Annotated in this window: 15 protein-coding genes; 6 read left to right on the top strand and 9 right to left on the bottom strand. The window is 70.6% G+C overall.

Annotated features, from left to right (window positions below):
* Nucleotides 1–118 precede the first annotated feature (118 nt).
* From ACH34T_RS10085 to ACH34T_RS10055, 7 genes are read right to left on the bottom strand one after another with little or no spacing between them, the layout of a single operon-like run.
* Nucleotides 119–640 carry a GNAT family N-acetyltransferase gene (locus ACH34T_RS10085; protein WP_395991737.1) on the bottom strand — a complete coding sequence of 174 codons (522 nt, stop codon included), beginning with the start codon at nucleotides 638–640 and terminating at the stop codon, nucleotides 119–121.
* 56 nt (nucleotides 641–696) lie between these two features.
* On the bottom strand, nucleotides 697–1,842 hold the full coding sequence (dgoD, locus tag ACH34T_RS10080; protein ID WP_395991736.1) for a galactonate dehydratase: 1,146 nt from the start codon (nucleotides 1,840–1,842) through the stop codon (nucleotides 697–699).
* A gap of 10 nt (nucleotides 1,843–1,852) precedes the next feature.
* Entirely contained in the window at nucleotides 1,853–2,632 is a 780-nt protein-coding gene (locus tag ACH34T_RS10075) for an SDR family NAD(P)-dependent oxidoreductase (protein ID WP_395991735.1), read from the bottom strand.
* Entirely contained in the window at nucleotides 2,629–4,767 is a 2,139-nt protein-coding gene (locus tag ACH34T_RS10070; protein ID WP_395991734.1) for a beta-galactosidase, read from the bottom strand. Before ACH34T_RS10070 ends, ACH34T_RS10075 begins: the two co-directional genes overlap by 4 nt.
* Nucleotides 4,764–5,624 (bottom strand): carbohydrate ABC transporter permease, encoded by an 861-nt coding sequence (locus ACH34T_RS10065; RefSeq protein WP_395991733.1) that lies wholly within the window; start codon nucleotides 5,622–5,624, stop codon nucleotides 4,764–4,766. Before ACH34T_RS10065 ends, ACH34T_RS10070 begins: the two co-directional genes overlap by 4 nt.
* Before the next feature lie 17 nt (nucleotides 5,625–5,641).
* Nucleotides 5,642–6,607 (bottom strand): carbohydrate ABC transporter permease, encoded by a 966-nt coding sequence (locus ACH34T_RS10060; RefSeq protein WP_395991732.1) that lies wholly within the window; start codon nucleotides 6,605–6,607, stop codon nucleotides 5,642–5,644.
* A 21-nt stretch (nucleotides 6,608–6,628) separates the two neighbouring features.
* Nucleotides 6,629–7,882 carry an ABC transporter substrate-binding protein gene (locus ACH34T_RS10055; RefSeq protein ID WP_395991731.1) on the bottom strand — a complete coding sequence of 418 codons (1,254 nt, stop codon included), beginning with the start codon at nucleotides 7,880–7,882 and terminating at the stop codon, nucleotides 6,629–6,631.
* Between the two features lie 255 nt (nucleotides 7,883–8,137).
* Here ACH34T_RS10055 and ACH34T_RS10050 point away from each other — a divergent pair, with 255 nt between their 5' ends.
* Complete coding sequence (locus ACH34T_RS10050) at nucleotides 8,138–8,464, top strand: hypothetical protein (protein ID WP_395991730.1); 327 nt, start codon at nucleotides 8,138–8,140, stop codon at nucleotides 8,462–8,464.
* Nucleotides 8,446–8,940 carry an ATP-binding protein gene (locus ACH34T_RS10045; protein WP_395991729.1) on the top strand — a complete coding sequence of 165 codons (495 nt, stop codon included), beginning with the start codon at nucleotides 8,446–8,448 and terminating at the stop codon, nucleotides 8,938–8,940. Before ACH34T_RS10050 ends, ACH34T_RS10045 begins: the two co-directional genes overlap by 19 nt.
* Before the next feature lie 57 nt (nucleotides 8,941–8,997).
* On the opposite strand, the gene ACH34T_RS10040 is transcribed toward ACH34T_RS10045, so the two are convergent.
* The gene (locus tag ACH34T_RS10040; RefSeq protein ID WP_395991728.1) at nucleotides 8,998–9,687 is read right to left on the bottom strand and encodes a TetR/AcrR family transcriptional regulator; all 690 of its coding nucleotides are present in this window, start codon (nucleotides 9,685–9,687) and stop codon (nucleotides 8,998–9,000) included.
* A 74-nt stretch (nucleotides 9,688–9,761) separates the two neighbouring features.
* On the opposite strand from ACH34T_RS10040, the gene ACH34T_RS10035 reads away from it, so the two are divergent.
* The 4 genes from ACH34T_RS10035 to ACH34T_RS10020 all read left to right on the top strand — a co-directional run bounded on the left by ACH34T_RS10035 (nucleotide 9,762) and on the right by ACH34T_RS10020 (nucleotide 15,155).
* On the top strand, nucleotides 9,762–10,187 hold the full coding sequence (locus ACH34T_RS10035; protein WP_395991727.1) for a nuclear transport factor 2 family protein: 426 nt from the start codon (nucleotides 9,762–9,764) through the stop codon (nucleotides 10,185–10,187).
* 95 nt (nucleotides 10,188–10,282) lie between these two features.
* Complete coding sequence (locus tag ACH34T_RS10030) at nucleotides 10,283–12,376, top strand: MMPL family transporter (protein WP_395991726.1); 2,094 nt, start codon at nucleotides 10,283–10,285, stop codon at nucleotides 12,374–12,376.
* A 106-nt stretch (nucleotides 12,377–12,482) separates the two neighbouring features.
* Nucleotides 12,483–13,910: a beta-propeller fold lactonase family protein gene (locus tag ACH34T_RS10025; RefSeq protein WP_395991725.1), complete on the top strand. Its 1,428-nt coding sequence runs from the start codon at nucleotides 12,483–12,485 to the stop codon at nucleotides 13,908–13,910.
* Nucleotides 13,911–14,075: 165 nt separating this feature from the next.
* Nucleotides 14,076–15,155: a hypothetical protein gene (locus ACH34T_RS10020; RefSeq protein WP_395991724.1), complete on the top strand. Its 1,080-nt coding sequence runs from the start codon at nucleotides 14,076–14,078 to the stop codon at nucleotides 15,153–15,155.
* Here ACH34T_RS10020 and ACH34T_RS10015 read toward each other — a convergent pair.
* Nucleotides 15,134–18,349, bottom strand: a complete 3,216-nt coding sequence (locus tag ACH34T_RS10015; protein WP_395991723.1) for an AfsR/SARP family transcriptional regulator — start codon at nucleotides 18,347–18,349, stop codon at nucleotides 15,134–15,136. The genes ACH34T_RS10020 and ACH34T_RS10015 overlap by 22 nt on opposite strands.
* Nucleotides 18,350–18,410: the final 61 nt, after the last annotated feature.

The following is an 18,410-nucleotide window of genomic DNA, read 5'->3' as shown; positions in this document are numbered from 1 at the left end:
GGCAGGGATGGCTCATTCGTTTGATGTGTACGACTCGCCGATCGAGACCGCGACGTACCGCGACGTACCGCGACGTACCGCGACGTACCGCGACGTACCGCGACGTACCGCGACGCGATCAGACCTCGGGCGGCCTGTCGAGCCGCCAGTGCCACAGCTCGCCCCGTTCCACGCAGGCGAAGCCGAGACGTTCCAGGACGGCGATCGACGGATCGGCCGGGAACCCCTCCTCCGGGGAGACGGCCCCGGCGGGGAACGTACGGGCACCGACCGCCCTGGCCTCGGGGTGCGCGAAAGCGGTCACCACGAGAAATCTGGCGAACTCCGTCGCCAATCCTTTCCCGCGATAGGCCGGGACGAGGCCGTACCCGAACACCGCTTCACCGCTTTCGTCGGGTGGGACGAGCCCGCCCTCCAGGATCAGCACCGAATCGGCGGCATGAACGGCCCAGTAGGGACGCCACGGCGAGGTGTCTTCAGGCACCTGCTCAGGACGGGCGATGCTCTCGGGAAAGAGCGGCCATTCCTGCGGCACCTCCGCACCGATCAGCGCCGCCAGGCCGTCGCGCCCCCGCTCCGCCAAGGCATCGAAATGCTCCAGTGCGGGACGCACGATGACCAGCCGCTCCGTCCGTTCCATGTTTCCACCCTTCCGGATCAGCGATCGCCTTCACCCTTGCGGATCAGCGATCGTCTTCACCATTCGGCGAAGCCGCCGTCGTCGTGCCGCCAGATCGGATTGCGCCAAGCATGGCCCGTCCGGCCGGCGCGGCGTACGGCCGCCTCATCGATCCGGACGCCGAGGCCCGGGTCGGACGGCGGTCCGGCATGGCCGGCGGTGAACTGGAAGACCGCTGGATCGAGAACATAGTCGAGCAGGTCGGCGCCGGTGTTGTAGTGGATGCCGATCGAGTGTTCCTGGATCAGGAAGTTCGGGGTGGCGAACGCGACCTGCAGGCTGGCGGCGAGGGCGAGCGGACCCAGCGGGCAGTGCGGCGCCAGGTGGGCCCCCCACACTTCGGCGAGCGCGGCGATCCGCCGGGTCTCGGAGATCCCGCCGGCGTGCGAGACGTCCGGCTGGACGACCGCGACGCCCGCTTCGAGCACGGGCCGGAAGTCCCAGCGCGAGTAGAGCCGCTCGCCCGTGGCGATGGGCACGCCGCTGGCGATGACGACGTCGCGGAGGAGATGCGGGCTGTCGGGCAGCACCGGCTCCTCGGCGAACAGCGGATGGAACTCCGCCAGCAGCGGTAGCAGCCGCCGGGAGTCGGCCGGGGTGAGACGGCCGTGGAAGTCCACCGCCACGTCGCGTTCCGGGCCGAGCGCCTCGCGGGCGGCGGCGACCCGGTCGACCACCGCGGTCATGGCGGCGCTGCCGGCCAGCGGCGCCATCCTTCCGGAGGCGTTCATCTTGACGGCGGTGAACCCCTCCTCCATCCGGGCCGCGATGCCGTCCGCCAGCGCCGCGGGCTCGTCGCCGCCGACCCAGGCGTACATCCGGACGCGATCGCGTACGGGGCCGCCGAGCAGCGCGTACACCGGTACGCCACGGGCTTTCCCGGCGATGTCCCAGAGCGCCTGGTCCAACCCCGCGAGCGCACTGGACAGCACCGGCCCGCCCCGGTAGAAGCCGCCCTTGGCGAGGACCTGCCAGTGGTCCTCGATGCGCAGCGGGTCACGTCCGATGAGCTGCTCGGCGAGGACGTCCACCGCGGCGCGGACCACCTCGGCCCGGCCCTCCACCACCGGTTCGCCCCAGCCGACCAGGCCGTCGTCGGTCTCGACCCGGCAGAACAGCCAGCGCGGCGGGACCGGGAACGTCTCCACCCTGCTGATCTTCATAGCGACCCCCTCAGGCCGAGTCCTTCTTGGCGCTCCAGCCCCCGTCGACGAGCAGGCTCGCCCCGGTGACGTAGGAGCTCTCGTCCGAGGCGAGGAAGGCCACCGCCGCGGCCACCTCGTCGGGCCGGCCGAACCGTCCGGCCGCGGTGCCCGCGACGCTGCGGCGGCGTCCTTCGTCGTCGATGCCGTCCCAGGCGGGGGTCAGGATCGGTCCGGGGAGGACGGTGTTGACACGCACCCGCGGCCCGTATTCCACCGCGAGCTGGCGGCCCAGCGAGCACAGTCCGCCCTTGGCCGCGGCGTAGGCGGGACGTCCCGGCAGCCCCGCGGTGGCGTGCACCGACGACGTCAGCACGACCGCGCCGCCCGCGTCCCCGGACGGCGCGTCCCCGGACGGCGGGGCCTCGGCCAGCAGCCCGACGCAGGCTCTGACCCCGAGGTAGGCGGCCTTGAGGTTGACGGCGAGTTGCCGGTCCCAGTCGTCCTCGTCGAGCTCGTGCGCCGGAGCGTGGACGCTGAATCCGGCGTTGGAGCACAGCACGTCCAGACGGCCGATCTCGTCGCGGGCCAGGCCCGCCACCTGCGCCCAGGTATCGGCCCGGGAGACGTCGCCCGGCACCGGCCGTACCGCCGCGCGGCCGGCGGCGACGTCGCGCAACGGGTCCGCGGCCACGTCGACGGCGATCACGGTGGCGCCCTCGGCCACGAACCGGTCGACGATCGCGGTGCCGATGCCCGACGCGGCGCCCGTCACCACGGCGCACTTGCCGTCGAGCAGCTTCGCGGTCATGCCGGACCTCCGTGCCGAGACCCCGTGGGGGAGGGCGGATAGCGGACGACGAGGACCCCGCGGGCGCCGAGCCGGTACGGCGCGACGACGTCCGTGCCGTCGCGCGGATCGACGCCGCCGGGTGGCAGCGGTACGGTCACCGGCCCGTCGTCGTCGTGGTTGAGCACGATCACGAAGCGGGTGCCGTCCTCGGCGTGGCGGACGGCGGCCTCGGCGCCCTCGGGGAGGTTCGGCAGGTCGGGCGCGGCGCCCGCCTCCCGGCACACCCGGCGGAGCACCGAGTTCATCGCGGCGGGGTCGGGCCGGGTGGCGAGGTAGTAGGCGGCGCCGCCGCCGAACCGGTTGCGGGTGGCGGCGGGACGGCCCGCCAGAACGCCGGAGGCGAACGTGGCCAGCGGGGACGCCTCGTCCAGCCGGACCTCCTCCGACCACAGGGAACCGCGCGCCGCGCCGCCGTCGAACCAGCCGGGCTCGGCCTCCTCGACGTCGACGTGCTCGCCCTTCGCCAGCGGCCAGAACTCCGCGACCCGCAGGCCGAGGACATCGGCCAGCGGTCCGGGGGCGCCGCCCGGGTGGACGCGGTCGCGGTCGTCGACCACGCCGGAGAAGAACGACACCACCAGACGGCCGCCGGCGCGGACGAAGCCCGTCAGGTTCGCCGCGTCCGACTCGGTGATCATGTACAGGTTCGGGACGACGACCAGCCGGTACCCCGACAGATCCGCCGACGGCCGGACGACGTCGCACGCCACCCCCGCGCCGAACAGGGGTGCGTAGTGCGCGAGGTTCGCCTCCCGCTGCCTCAGCAGGCCGGACGGGTGGCCGTCCTGCTCCAGCCCCCACCAGCTCGGCCAGTCCAGCACCAGCGCGACCGGCGCGCGGACCCGCGTACCGGCGATCTCCGGGACCGCGGCCAGTTCCCGCCCGAGCTCGCGGACCTCCCGGAACGTCCGCGTCCCGGTGCCCGCGTGCGGCACCATCGCCGAGTGGTACTTCTCCGCGCCGCCGCGGGACGCCCGCCACTGGAAGAACATCACCGCGTCGGCGCCGTGCCCGACCGCCAGCCAGGACCACAGCCGCATCTGCCCCGGCGCCTTCGGCCGGTTGACGCGCCGCCAGTTCACCGCCGCGGGCGCCTGTTCGAGCAGCAGCCACGGCGCGCCGTCCTTCAGCGACCGCATCAGGTCGAAGCCGAACGCCGCGTCGACATGGGCGCCGGGGTCGGCGGGGTCGGGATAGGAGTCGTAGGAGACCACGTCCTCGTGCCGGGCCCAGGCGTGCAGGTCGAGCGTGTCCCGCAGCGGAACGAAGTTCGTCGTGATCGGGACGTCCGGCGTGACGCGCCGCAGCACCTCCTTTTCGGCCAGGAAGCATTCCAGCAGCGCGTCGGAGGAGAACCGGCGGAAGTCGATCCGCTGGGCGGGGTTGGGGAAGGTCGGGGTCTGCCGGGGCGGGTTGATCTCGTCCCACGCGGCGTACCGCTGTGACCAGAACGTCGTCGACCACGCCTCGTTGAGCGCGTCGATCGTCCGGTAACGGCGCCGCAGCCAGTCGCGGAACGCCACCGCGTCGACGTCGCCGTAGGAGCCGGACACGTGGCAGCCGTACTCGTTGCCGACGTGCCATGCGGCGAGCGCGGGATGTCCGGCGTAGCGGGTCGCCAGCCGCTCGACGAGGCGGGTCGCGTGGTCGCGGTAGACCTGGCTGGACGGGGTGAAATGCTGCCGTGCGCCAGGCCACAGGACGGTGCCGTCCGGCCGGACCGGCAGCGTCTCCGGATGCAGCCGCGCCAGCCACGGGGGAGGGGACGCGGTCATGGTGGCCAGGCACACGGCGACGCCGCCGTCCGCGAGCAGGTCCATCACCCGGTCCAGCCAGCCCCAGTCGAAGGTCTCCGGGTCCGGCTGCACCCTCGCCCACGCGAAGATGCCGAGCGACACCAGGTTCACGCCCGCCTCGGTCATGAGCCGGACGTCGTCGGCCCAGACGTCCTCGGGCCACTGCTCGGGGTTGTAGTCGCCGCCGTAGCCGATGCCGCCGAGCCGCGCGCGCAGAGCCGTGGCGAGCCGCTCGCCGCGCTCGTCTTCGCCCCGCTCGCCGCGCTCGTCCGCGCCCTGCTCGCCTCGATCAGTCAAGCCTTGACGCTCCCTTCGGTGAGTCCGGTCCGCCAGAACCGCTGGAGGACGACGATCGCGACGGCCAGCGGCACCACGGACACCAGCGCGCCGCCGATCGCGAGCTGATAGAGGATCGGCTGCCTGTCGACGATCGACTGCCACGACAGCAGGCCGAGCGGGATCGGGTACAGGTCCGGGTCGGACAGCATCACCAGCGGCAGGAAGAAGTTGTTCCAGATGCCGATGAGCTGGAACAGGAAGACCGTGACCAGCGCGGGCGACATGATACGCAGCACGACCGTGAAGAAGATGCGCAGCTCGCCGGCGCCGTCCACACGCGCGGCCTCTAGCAGTTCGTCCGGCACCGCCGCCTCGGAGTAGATCCGGCACAGGTACACCCCGAACGGGCTGACCACGCTGGGCAGCAGCACCGACCAGTACGTGTTGGCGAGTCCGATCCTGCTGAACATGAGGTAGAGCGGCAGCGCGAGCACGGTGGTGGGCACCAGCACACCGCCGAGCACGACCTTGAACGCCGCCTCCCGGCCGCGGAAGTCGTACTTCGCCATCGCGTGCCCGGCACCGGCCGCGAGCAGCGTGGCGACGAACGCGCCGACACCCGAGTACAGCACCGTGTTGCCCAGCCACCGCAGGTAGATGCCGTCGTCGTAGGTCAGCAGGTCCGTCAGGTTCCGCCACGGCCGCGGCTCGGCGAACCAGAGCGGTGAGCTGCCGAGAAGCCGGTCGGTGGTCTTGGTGGACGCCACGACCAGCCAGTAGACCGGCACGAGGAAATAGCCTGCCGCGACGGCGAGGACCGCCACGACGAGGACGCGCGCCCCGATCCCTGCCGGGCGGGCCGACGCCCCGTCCATCGCCCTCCCTCGCGCGCTCACCGGCCCCCGCCTCCGGCCCGTCCGCCTCCTGACCGTCCGCCTCCTGCCCGGGCGCCTCCGGTCCGTCCTGTCCGGCCGACGAGGCGCAGGAAGCCGAACGAGAGGGTGAACGCGGCGAGCGCGAGCAGCACCGCCTCGGCCGCCGCGAGGCCGTAGTCGTTGTACGTGAACGCCTGGTTGTAGGCGGACACGTTGGGCGTGTAGTCGTTCGTGACGGCGGGCGCCGCCCGTTCCAGCACCAGCGGCTCGGCGAAGAGCTGCACCGTCCCGATGATCGTGAAGACCGTGGCCAGCACGACCGCCGGACGGATCAGCGGCAGTTTCAGGTACCGGACGAGCTGCCACGCGTTCGCCCCGTCCACCCGGGCCGCGTCGTACAGCTCCCGCGGCGCCGCCTGCAGCTGCGCGACGACGATCAGCATGTTGTAGCCGGCGAACTCCCAGAGCACGATGTTGGCGATCGCCCACAGCACCGAGTCGCCGGCGAGCGGCTCGAAGGTGATGCCGGCCTTCTGCGACACCTCCAGGATCGGGCTCAGCTCCGGCAGGTACAGATAGCTCCACAGGATCGACGCGATCACGCCCGGGACGCCGTAGGGCAGGAAGTAGACCGTCCGGAAGAACCGCGGCCACACCGCCGCCGCCGAGTCGAGCAGCAGGGCCAGGACGACCGCCGTGAAGATCATCAAGGGCACCACGACGAGGCCGAAGACCAGGATGCGCAGCAGGCTTTCGGTGAACCCCGTCTGCGTCAGCGCGTCGGAGTAGTTGCTCAGCCCCGCGAACGTCGTCTCGCCGGCGCCCAGCCCGAGCGGTCCTGAGCGGCGCACGCCGGTGAAGCTCTGCCACACCGCGTACCCGATCGGCACGATGAAGAACGCGAGGAACATCACCGCGAACGGCCCGAAGAACAGCAGCGGAGCGTGCCGCCGTCCCGGCGTGCGAGCTGTGGGGCGGGTCATGGGCGCCTCCTCGATCGCTGCTCAGTCATCGACGGTGAGGCCCTTGCGGCGCATGTCGCGCACCGTGCTCCGCTGCGTCGCCTGGACGGCCTCGACGAAACCGCCCCGGCCGCCGACGGCCTCGGTGAACCCGCTGTTCAGCGAGTCGAGCATCGCCGCGGTGGTCGGGACCCACCGCCACCCGGTGTCGACGTGCCGGTCGGCCTCGGCGAACACGTCGTTGTAGCGCTGGCCGCCGAAGAACGGGTCGGCGCGGTCCAGCGCGGATCCCCGCGCGATCCCCGCGGCGGCGGGCCAGCCGTACCCGCCCTCGATGAGGTGATCGACGCTGCGCCGATCGGTGTTCAGCCACACGGCGAACCGGAGCGCCTCGCGCGGATGCCGCGTGCCGCGCAGCACCGCGGTCGACGAGCCGCCCCAGTTCGCGGACGCCCGCGCGGCGGTGCTCCACTGCGGCATCGGGGCCACCCGCCACTTCCCGGCGGTGTTCGGCGCGTTGCCCTTGAGCAGCGCGTCCCCCCACTGCGGCCCCAGCCACGCGACGATCTTCCCGTCGCGGACGGCCTTGTACCAGGCGGTGTGGACATCGGGCATGGTGAAGATCAGCCCTTTCCGGCGCAGCCCGTCCCAGTACGCCGCGACCCTGCGGGTCGGACCGTCGTCGATGTCCACCGACCATCGGCCGTCGGCGCCGAACCAGCGCGCACCCGCCTGCCAGGCCAGCGCGACGAACCACTGGGAGTTCGCCGGCGGGAACGTCCCGATGCGGGCGGACGGGTCGGCGCCGCGGATCCGCCGGGCGGCCTGCTCGTACGCGTCCCAGGTGGCCGGCGGTTCGACGCCCCATTTCTGGAAAAGGTCGGCGCGATAGTAGAGCGCCATCGGCCCGGACGCCTGCGGGATCGCGTACACGCCGTCGTTGAATTCACCCTGCCGCCACTGCCACGGCACGAACTGTCCGGCATGCTGCCGGGCGCCGTACCGTCCCAGCTCGACCAGCCCCTGTTCGAGCAGGAAAGCGGGGATCTCCCAGTATTCGACCTGCGCCAGATCCGGTGCCGCGCCTGCCTTAACCGCGGAGAACATCTTCGCGTAGCCGCCGTCCACCCCGCTCGTGATGCTTTCGAGCTCGACCTGGACGTCCGGGTTCTGGGAATTCCACAGGTCGATCGACTTCTCGATGCCCGGGACCCACGTCCAGAAGGTGAGCGTCACCTGGCCGGGCCGACCGCCGCAGCCGGTCACCGCGGCCAGAACGACCAGCACGCTGAACACGGACCGGAGCCGAAGCGCTCGCCCCAACTTGATCACTTCCCTGCGTACGCGGTCGGGCAGCAGTGATCAAACTTTCCCGCAGTATTGTTCCCGGTCCATGCACGGCCAAAAGCGATGCGAGCGCTCAGTTTTATGTCGACGTCGGCCGCCCTCGTCGCCGAACAGGACTGCGTACGCCCACAATTACCTTGTTCCTAATGGCCTTGATCAGGACACTGGCTCACGGGACGGGCCCCTGTCGGAACGGAGGCCGGTATGACACGCAAACAGGCACGCATCGGCCTGGTGATCTCCCTGCTCCTCACGCTCGGCGCCTCCCGACAGGCGGCGCAGGGGCCCGCCGACCTCTATAACCGTCCCGTCGAGGCTTTCTTCCTTTTCTTCGGACCGCTGATCAGCCTGGTCTTCCTGGTCCTGTCGTTCGTCGGCCGGAAGGACAAGCTGGCCTCGGCGATCGACGCGACCGGCTTTTCGCTGGGGAAAGCGGAAGGGCGGTATGAACTCGGGGCGCGAGGGCGAAGCGGGCCGCCGCCGGGTGGACGGGGCTGGGTGACACTGGCTGGGTGGAGGAACCGTTCGTAGGGCGCAGGCGGGAGTTGGCGGAGCTGGAGCGCGCAGGGGCGGAGGCATCCGAGGGGCGCGGGTCCGTCGTGCTGGTCAGCGGCGAGGCGGGCGCCGGCAAGTCCGCCCTGGTCCGCCGGGCCGTCTCCCGGCTCGGGGACGCCGTCGTGCTGACCGGACGCGCCGTCCAGGAAGAGGGGGCGCCGGACTTCTGGCCGTGGTCGCAGCTCATGGAATCGCGCGCGGCCCTGGGGCTCGGCCTGCGCGTGCTCACGCCGCCCGGGCAGGACGCCGCGAGCCTGCGGTTCGAGGCCATCGACCGGGCCGTGCACGATCTGGCTGAGGCGGCGGAGCGGCACCCGCTCGTGCTGGTGCTGGAGGACCTGCACTGGGCCGACGAGGCCTCCAGGCGGCCGGGTGCGGTGGATCCATCGCCAGGACCCTGGGCGTGCTCGCGACCTGCCTCCGCCGGTTCGACGACGCCGAACGGCACCTGACGGCGGCGGCGAGGATGGAGCGCGTCCGCGCGACGGGCCATGGGCCCCACCTCGGGTTCAGGTGGTTCGTCCCGCTTGCGGGTGACGATGGCGGGCGCCCAACGGCTCAGGGGCGCCTTGGTCGGCGCCTTGGTCGGCGGCTTGGGCGAGTGCGGCTTGGATGAGGGCTTGGGCGGCCCAGCGCATGACGTCCTTGGCTTCGTCGGGTTGGAGTCCGCAGGCGTCTCTGGCGGCGATCATGGCTTCGACGCCGAATACCAGGAGCACGGACATGGTGAGTTTGCGGTGGAGTTCGGGCGGCAGGGCGTCGCTGAGCGGCGCGAGCGCTTCTTGGGCCATGGTCAGGCGGTGGCTGCCGCGGATCGGCAGGCGGTCGGCCTCGGGAAGGTCGGCCTGGGTGAACCAGCGCTCCAGGGCGGCGCGCATTATCGCCCGCCAGGTGGCCTCATCGGCCAGTTGCGCGTCGGCGACGGTGGCGATGACGTGGTCGATGCGCGCGGCGGGTTCCGCGGGCGCGCCGTCCAGGGTGGTGTCCACACTCAGGGCGCCTGCGTTGAGGTTGGCGACCTCCTCCCACAGTGCTTGGGGGTTGGGGAAGTACCGGTAGGCGGTCGCGGGGGAGACGCGTGCGGCCTCGGCCACCTCGGCGATCGCCAGTGACCGGCCCTGGCGGGCCAGCTCGCCGGCGGCGTCGACGATGGCGTCGCGGGTGCGTTGTTTCTGGTTGAACCGTTCGCTGCTCGACACACGACGAGAATATACCCTTGACATGAGAGATGATTCTCATAATGATATGGGTATCTTAATTGAGAGGAGGCGGGATGACCCGCGAGGAGATGGATCGGGTATTGGCGAGGCACTTCCAGGCGGAGGCGGCCAACGACCTGGACGGGGTGCTGAGCACCCTCACCGACGACGCCGAACACGACACCGTCGGTGACCCGACCCCGGTGCTGCGCGGTCACGCGGCGATCAAGGATCGGTACATGCGGGTGTTCGCCGACTTCGCCGAGGAGCGGTTCGAGCCCGTCCGCCGCTATCACGGGCCGGATTTCGTCGTCGACGAGTGCGTCTTCACCGCCCGCGCCGTCGGTGAGCCGTTCGGTGTCCCCGGAGACGGCCGCGAGGTGTCCTTCCGGCTGCTGCATGTGTGCGAGTTCCGCGACGGCAAGATCAGCCGCGAGAACGTGTGGATGGACACCGCCGCCGCCCTCGCCCAACTGGGCGCCCTGCCCGCAGGCGCCTGACCCGCCGGGGCGGATACCCGTGGTGTAAAGCGGCACGTTTGGGAATCAGGTAGCGGAAAGTCCTGGTGAGCAGCGGGCGCCGATCGGGGGATGATGTGGCCGCGATAGACCGGGTTACCGCGTTCGTCTTGGGCCGGCGCGGCAAGTGGGTCGTGCTGGCGGTATGGGTGCTGGTCCTGGTGGTGTCGGCGCCGCTGGCCACCAAGCTCGCCGGGGCCCAGGACAACGAGGCGTCCTCGTGGCTGCCCAAGGACGCCGAGTCCACCCAGGTCCTGGAACAGTCGGAGCGGTTCGTCCCCAGCGACGTCCTTCCGGCCGTGGTCGTCTACGACCGCGGCGGCGCGGCCGTCACCGACGCCGACAGGGCCAAGGCCGCGGCCGACGCCCGGCGGTTCACGACCGTGCGGGACGACGACGGCGCGAAGATCATCACCAAGGTGCAGGGTCCGATCACCTCCCAGGACGGCCAGGCGCTGCAGACGATCGTCGACATCAAGGTCGGCGAGGAGGGCTGGGAGAAGCTCGGCCCCGCGGTCGAGGACATCCGCGACATCGCCCAGCGGGACGACGGCGCCCCGGGCCTGGCGGCGCACGTCACCGGGCCGGGCGGATACTCCGGCGACTTCGCCCAGGTCTTCTCCGGTTTCGACGCCACCCTGCTGTACATCACCGCGGTCATCGTCGTGGTCATCCTGCTGATCACCTACCGCAGCCCATTCCTGTGGGCGGTGCCGCTGATCTGCGTCTTCTTCTCCCTGACGGTCGCGCAGGCGCTGATCTACCTGCTGGCCGAGCACGCGGGCCTGACCGTCAACGGCCAGAGCGCGTTCATCCTCATCGTCCTGATGTTCGGCGCGGGCACCGACTACGCGCTGTTGCTCATCGCCCGCTACCGCGAGGAACTGCGCCGTCACTCCGACCGGCACACCGCGATGGCGATGGCGCTGCACCGCGCCGGCCCGGCGATCCTGGCCAGCGGCACCACCGTGGCGCTGAGCCTGCTGTGCCTGCTGATCGCGACGCTCAACTCGTCCAAGAGCATGGGACCGGTGATGGCCATCGGCGTCGCGGTGGTGCTGGCGTCCATGCTGACGCTGCTGCCGGCGCTGCTGGTGATCTGCGGACGATGGCTGTTCTGGCCGCGACGCCCTCACCACGGCTCGTCCGAGCCCACCGAACGAGGCGCCTGGGCCCGCATCGGCGGCGCCATCGCCCGGCGTCCCCGGATCACCTGGATGGCCACGGCGCTCGTCCTCGGCGTCATGGCCATCGGCATGACCGGCCTCAAAACCGAGTACCTGGCGCAGCGGGACGCCTTCTGGGGCGAGAAACGCGACTCGGAGATCGGCGAGGAGGTGCTGGTCAAGCACTTCCCGGCCGGCGCGGGCGCCCCGGTGCAGGTCGTCGCCTCGGCCGGCTCGGCGCGGGCCGTCGCCTCGGCGCTGGACTCGGTGCCGAAGATCAGCGACGTCCGGCAGGTGGGGCCGCCACGCGACGGCCAGGCCTTCCTTGAGGGCACCCTCGACGCCCCGCCCGACGCCCAGGAGGGCTTCGACGCCATCGAACGGGCCCGCGACGCCGTGCACGCGGTGCCCGGCGCCGACGCCAAGGTCGGCGGGACCACGGCGGTCACCCTGGACGTCAACGACGCCGCGAGCCACGACCAGAACGTGGTGATCCCGCTGGTGCTCCTGGTCGTGCTCATCATCCTGGCGGTGCTGCTGCGCGCCCTGATCGCCCCGCTGATCCTGGTGGCCACGGTGGTGCTGTCCTTCGCGGCGGCCCTGGGCGTCAGCGCGCTGGTCTTCAACCACGTGTTCGACTTCGCCGGGGCGGATCCCCAGTTCCCGCTGTGGGCGTTCGTCTTCCTGGTCGCGCTCGGAACCGACTACAACATCTTCCTGATGACGCGGGTGCACGAAGAGGCCAAGCAGCACGGCACCCGCCGCGGGGCGCTCATCGGACTGGCCGCCACCGGCGCGGTCATCACCTCCGCCGGGACCGTGCTGGCCGGCACGTTCGCGGCGCTGGGGTCGCTGCCGCTGGTCTTCGTCACCGAGCTGGGCTTCGCGGTGGCCTTCGGCGTGCTGCTCGACACCTTCATCGTCCGGTCGGTGCTGGTCAGCGCGCTGACGATGGATGTACGCCGGTGGATGTGGTGGCCGAGCGGCCTCGCCCGCAAGCGGTAATACACGGATTTGTTTGTCAGTTCAGCCCCGGAACCAAAAAACTTCCGAGTGCTAGAACTAGATGAACGTCACCACGGCTGTTCGTCATAGGGACCGAGGAGAGTTCATGATCGCTCGATTAGGCGTCGTCGTGCTCGCATTGTGCGGCACGTGTTTTTCGGTGCTGCCTTCAGTGGCGGCGGGTGCGAGGCCGGTGGCCCGCACGTTATATGTGACCAGCTCGGATACCGGGACGGTCACGGCATTTCGGATCGGGCCCGCCGGAGGTCTCACCCGCATCCAGGATCCGCTCGCGGCCGGAGAGGCGGCGCGGGCGGTGGTGGTGACGCCGGACGGCGGGTTCGCCTATGTGGGAACCAGCGACGGCGGCGGCCGGATCTTTGCTTACCGGGTCACGGCGTCGGGCGCGCTGGCCGCGACCGGTAGAAGCTTCGACACGGGCGGAAGAGTCTTCGGGATGGCCATCGCGCCGAACGGCGCCACGCTCTATGCGACTGATCAGACGAACCATCGCATCCTGGCGTTCGCGGTCGCCCGTGATGGCGGCCTGGAGCTGATCGGCGCGAAGTCCTCGGGTGGGGTCAACCCGCGCGGTGTGGCCGTGGCTCCCGATGGCCGCCACGTCTACCTCGCCAACGGCACCCGTACGGCCGAGCCGGACACGTTGATGTCGTTCGCGGTGCGCGCGGACGGCGGCCTGGCGGAGGGCGTCCGCCAGGAGGTCGTGGGCGAGTTCGCGGCACAGATCTCGATCAGGCCCGACGGGCGGTTCCTCTACGCCAACGCTCAGGCCGACAACGAGATCTGGGCCTTCCGCATCCGCGCCGACGGCGGGCTGACCGCGGTGCCCCGCTCTCCCTTCCCGGCGCCGAACGCCCCGGAGGGCAGCAACCTCACCCCCGATGGGCGGCACCTCTACACCCAGAACGTGCACGGCGACCTCAACCCGGACGGGGCCAACGCCGTCGCGGGCTGGCGCATACGCCCCGATGGCCGGCTCCGCGGGATCGACGGTTCCCCGTTCAAGGCGGGCGGCTCGCCCGTCGCGGGCACCACCTCCCCGGACGGACGGTTCATGTACGTCTCCAACGTCGATTCCAACGACGTCTCCGGGTTCGCCATCGACCCGTCGGGGGCCCTCCGCGAGGTCGACGGATCACCCTTTTCCGGCGGGCTGTCCGGCCCCTCCTTCCAGTCCGTCGCGGTCTCCCCGAACCAGGGCCCATCCGCGCGCTTCTCAGCGGACCCGGGTCCGGACCCGGGTCCGGACCACACCGTACGGTTCGACGCCCGCGCCTCCTCCGACCCCGACGGCCACGTCGTCCGCTACAGGTGGGACTTCGGCGACGGAACCGGGCTCCCGGACGGCGGGCCGCGCCCGGCGCACCGCTACCCGCGGCCGGGCACCTACCGCGTCACCCTCACCGTCACCGACGACGAGGGCTGCTCCGATCACTACGTTTCCTCCGGCCAGTCACCGCTGTGCAATGGCACCCAGGCCGCCCGTTTCCAGCTCGGCGTCGCCGTCCCCTGACGCCGCACCTGCCGGGGACGAGGCGCCCGACGTCGGTCTCGGCCTCGGCCGACGTCGGTCGAGGCCCGGCTTCGGCATGACGTACGAACGATTCCCGAGCCGTTCCCGCCACCCATGCTCACGGTCGAGACAACCGGCCTTCGAAAGGCCCGAAAGGTGTGCACCATGCACGGGATCCGCACGATATCCGCTGTCACCGTACTCATGACTCCCCTCGCGCTCATCGGCACCGGACCCGCCGCCGGTCCGGCATCCGCCGAACGCAGCGACGCGCGGCCGACGATAGAGCAGATAATGGCCTCCTTCCGCGACCAGTGGGGGCGTCTCACGTTCCCGGGAACCGGCGTCGTCGGATGGCTGGCCGATTCCACCTGGACCACACGATCGCAGTTCGGATTCGACCCCGGCACCGACGAGACCAACGCCAAGCCGAAGCCACAAACGCCCACCCGGGACATCACGTACGACATTTTCCGGCGCACCATCAATGGCACCGACACCGCACCGCCGCCCCAACGCGAGCTGGAGTACCAGATCGTCGAGGACGTCAAGTCGAAGGACGGGACCCACGCGGTCAACCGGTTCCCGGTGTTCCTCGGCACCCGGGCCTCGTTCACCTTCTACAACACCGTCGCGCACCCGCCCCTGCCAGGTGAGTTCGAATACACCTGCCGGACCTTCCGCAAGGCAGGGGACGAGTTCCTGCCGTGCAGGATCATCACACCTGAGCGCGGTATCAACTACCAGATCAATATCGCGAAAGGCACCGACCCGGGCGTGCTCCCGACGGACGAGGAGGTGCTGAACGCGTTCCGCGACCAGTGGGGCAAGGTCACCTTTCCCCGGCTGAACGTCACGAACTGGGCACCGCACGAGACCTGGCCGCGGCTGGCGGTCTACCCGCTCGCGGAGGGCCAGACCGAGTTCACCACGATCCCGCGGCCGCAGCCCACCTCCAAGCCGCAGGTCGCCACGGTCTTCAACCGGAAGGCCGTGGGCCGCGACGAATATCAGGTCATCGAGGACACCACCGAGCCGGACGGCACGCACTCCCTCAACAGCTTCCCGGTCTTCAATGGGCAGCCCGACTGGTTCGTCTTCTACAACACGGTCGCCCGCAACGTCCCGGTCCCCGGCGAATACCAGGAAACCTGCCGGACCCTGTCGAACCAGGGAAAGAAATTCCTCGCCTGCCGCACTCTCACCCCGAGCAGAACCATTATCTACGAGCTGCACGGAAGGTAGCCCTCAGCCGACCAGTCCGTGCTGTCTGGGACGCCCAGTTCGGTGTAGCCGGTCAGGGCCTGTCGCCGGTGCTCACGCGCCTGGCGGTGGTGGCCGAGATCGTGGTGGGCGCGGGCGAGGCCGTCGTGGGCGCGGGCCTGCTCGTATCGGTCACCGATCTCGGCGGCGATGGCCAGGGCCTCCTGGTGGTGGGCGCGGGCGCGGTTCGGATCGCCGGTGCGGCGCACGGTCTCACCCAGCCTGTTCAGCGTCTCGTCTTCGAGCGGACGATTGGCGGTGGCGCGGGCGAGGTCGAGCGCTTGGTGCAGATGGTCTAGCGCTTGGTCATGGTGTCCCGTCCGTCCGTAGACGCCGCCGAGTTCGCACAATGCTGAGCCTTCGAGAAGAGCGTTGGCGGTTGAGCGGGCGAGATCGAGTGCTTGGTGAAGGTGGTCTAGCGCTTGGTCGTGGCGTCCCGTCCGGCTGTAGGCGCCGCCGAGTTCGCACAATGCTGAGCCTTCGAGGAGACGGCTGGCGGTGGCGCGGGCCAGGTCGAGTGCTTGGTGAAGGTGGTCCAGTGCTTGGTCGTGGCGTCCCATTCGGCCGTAGACGCCGGCGAGTTCGCACAGCACGAAGGGCTCGTGCCGGTGGTTTCCGCTGTCGCGCGTCAGGACGAGGGACTGCCTGTAGTGAGTGATGGTCCGGTCGTAGCGTCCCTGCTGCTTGTAAACGGAACCGAGGCCCTCCAAGGCAATGCATTGGAGAGCGAGATCGCCGATCTCGCGCGCCAACGTCAGGGCCTGCCCGTAGCGGTCGAGCGCATCGTCGCCGCGCCCCAGATACCACAATGTGGAGCCGAGGTTGCCGAGAATGCGGCCCTCAAGGACGCGATCGCCCGTGTCGCGCGCCAGGGCGAGGGCCTGCCCGTGGTGGACGAGGGCCTGTTCGTTGCGCCCTCGGTGCCGGTGGAACAGACCGAGGTAGTGCAGCGCCTGGCTCTCGTGTTCGCGGTCGCCGGCGCCGCGCGCGGATGCGAGCGCGTGCGTGTACAGGCCGACGGCCTCGTCATGGCTGCAGCGGTGCTCGATGAAGCACCACAGGGAGTTGGTGAGATCGGCGACATGGGCCGGCCAGCCGTGTTCGGCGGCGTGCGTGGCGGCGGAGACGAGATTGGCCCGTTCGGCCTCCAGCCACGCCACCGCCTGGTCGAAGTCGGCGAAGTGCGGTGCCGGGGTCGTCGCGGCGGGGATGCCGGGCCAGTAGTACTGGTCGTAGCAGACGGCGGAGTTCACGGCGAGGGCGGCGGCGTGACGATAGTGGTCGAACGCCCGGGTCAGAGCGGCGCGCCGGTCCGTTTCGTCGTCTTCGGCGTTCGCGAGGTGGACGGCGTGCAGGCGCAGAAGCCGGTGGAAGCGGTAGCGGTCGGCGGTGGGCTGCTGCAGCAGGTGTACGTCCACGAGCTGCTGAAGGAGGCGGTCCGCCTCGTCCAGCGTCATGTCCGCCAGCGCGGCGGCGGTGTAGGTGTCGAAGTCGGCACCGGGGTGCAGCCCCAGCATCCGGTAGAGACGTTGCTGGTCAGCGGTGAGGTGCTGGTAGGAGAGCGCGAAGGCGGCGGCGACGCCGCGGTCTCCGACGGCGAGTTCGCCCAGCCGCCGCTGCTCGTGCCGCAGCCGTTCGATCAGATGGGCGAGGTCCCAGGCGGGCCGGGTGCGCAGCCGCGCCGCGGCGAGGCGGACCGCCAGGGGCAGGCGCCCGCACAGCCGGACCACCTCCTTGACGCCCTCCGGGTCGGCGGGCGCGCGGGCATCGCCGACGATGCCGGTGAACAGCTCCGCCGCCTCGTCCCGGGACAGGACGTCGAGCGAGAGGGCATGGGCGCTCTCCAGGTCCGCGAGCCGGCGACGGCTGGTGATCAGCACCATGCAGCCGGGGGTGCCGGGCAGCAGCGGCCGGACCTGGGCGGCGGTGGCGGCGTCGTCCAGCACCACCACGGCGCGGCGCCCGGCGAGCCGGGCGCGCCACAGCGCGGCCCGTTCCTCGGCCCCTCCCGGGATCATCTCGCTGGGGACCCCCACCGCGCGCAACAGCGTGTCCAGCGCCGTCGCCGCGCTGATGGGCTCCTGCTCGGGACTGTGCGCATGGAGATCGACGAACAGCTGGGCGTCCGGGTAGCGGTCGGCCATGCGGTGGGCGGCGTGCACGGCCAGGGTGGTCTTGCCGATGCCGGCCATCCCGTCGATCGCGCTGATCACCACGGCTCCGGTGTGTTTCCCGTCCGCCGGCAGGACGGAGAACAGGCGGTCCAGTTCAGCCGTACGGCCGGTGAAATCGGTGATGGCGCGCGGCAGGAAACGGACGCACGTCGTGGACGGTGCCGGCGCGGGCGGGGCCGATGACGACATCGGCGTGGAGGAGGCTGGCCTCAGGGAGGTCGATGACGAGATTGGGACGGGCGAAGCCGGTGATGGGGAAAGCGCGGCGTCACGAGTGAGAATCCGCTGGTGCAGATGCTGCAGTTCCTCGCCGGGCTCGATTCCGAGCTGCTCGATCAGCAGACCCCGGACGTCGTGGAAGCCTCGGAGCGCTTCTGCCTGCCGGCCGGATCGGTACAACGCCAGTATGTAAAGGCCGGTGAGACGCTCTCGCAGCGGATATTCCGCCACCCATTGGACCAGCTCGGCGGATAGCGCATGGTGTCGGCCCATGGCCAGTTCCAGGTCGACGCATTCCTCGAGGGCGGCGAGGCGGTTCTCGTTCAGAGCGTTTCGCTGCGGCGCCAGCGCGGGACTGTCCAGACCCGCCAGCGCCGTGCCCCGCCATAACGCGAGCGCGCCGCGAAACTCGCCGACGGCGGCGGGGCCCCGGTTCTCGGCGGCGGCCATGCGGGCCCGGGAGACCCGGTCGTTGAACACGAGTGCGTCGAGTGCGTCCGCGTCGACCGACAGCCGGTAGCCGCTTTGACCCGCCGTCACCAGATCGGCCGCCGCCGTGCCGTTCAGGACGCGCCTTAGGTCCGAAACAATGTTACGGGCCTGCTTTTTCGCCGTGGGAGGCGGGTCTTCGTGCCAGGCGGCATTGACCAGGCGGTCCAGTGAGACCACCTGATCGGCGGCCAGCAGCAGGGCCGCCAGCACTTTCTGATGGCGTGCCGTGCCCGGGCGCAATGGTTTGTCGGCCGTCCATAATTCCAACGGCCCCAGGATCTTGAATTTCATCGCCCTCACCGATGGGATTCGTCTGACCATCACCACACACTGTGTCAACTCGCTTTGCAAG

Source organism: Actinomadura sp. 9N215, from assembly GCF_044326345.1.
Lineage (GTDB): Bacteria > Actinomycetota > Actinomycetes > Streptosporangiales > Streptosporangiaceae > Spirillospora.
This window is presented reverse-complemented; position numbering and strand designations above follow the sequence as displayed.

Excerpts from the sequence above, each read along its gene's own strand:
- ACH34T_RS10085 (WP_395991737.1), bottom strand. The coding sequence starts at position 640 with ATGGAACGGACGGAGCGGCTGGTCATCGTGCGTCCCGCACTGGAGCAT.
- dgoD (WP_395991736.1), bottom strand. The coding sequence starts at position 1,842 with ATGAAGATCAGCAGGGTGGAGACGTTCCCGGTCCCGCCGCGCTGGCTG.
- ACH34T_RS10075 (WP_395991735.1), bottom strand. The coding sequence starts at position 2,632 with ATGACCGCGAAGCTGCTCGACGGCAAGTGCGCCGTGGTGACGGGCGCC.
- ACH34T_RS10065 (WP_395991733.1), bottom strand. The coding sequence starts at position 5,624 with ATGGACGGGGCGTCGGCCCGCCCGGCAGGGATCGGGGCGCGCGTCCTC.
- ACH34T_RS10060 (WP_395991732.1), bottom strand. The coding sequence starts at position 6,607 with ATGACCCGCCCCACAGCTCGCACGCCGGGACGGCGGCACGCTCCGCTG.
- ACH34T_RS10050 (WP_395991730.1), top strand. The coding sequence starts at position 8,138 with ATGACACGCAAACAGGCACGCATCGGCCTGGTGATCTCCCTGCTCCTC.
- ACH34T_RS10035 (WP_395991727.1), top strand. The coding sequence starts at position 9,762 with ATGACCCGCGAGGAGATGGATCGGGTATTGGCGAGGCACTTCCAGGCG.
- ACH34T_RS10025 (WP_395991725.1), top strand. The coding sequence starts at position 12,483 with ATGATCGCTCGATTAGGCGTCGTCGTGCTCGCATTGTGCGGCACGTGT.
- ACH34T_RS10020 (WP_395991724.1), top strand. The coding sequence starts at position 14,076 with ATGCACGGGATCCGCACGATATCCGCTGTCACCGTACTCATGACTCCC.
- ACH34T_RS10015 (WP_395991723.1), bottom strand. The coding sequence starts at position 18,349 with ATGAAATTCAAGATCCTGGGGCCGTTGGAATTATGGACGGCCGACAAA.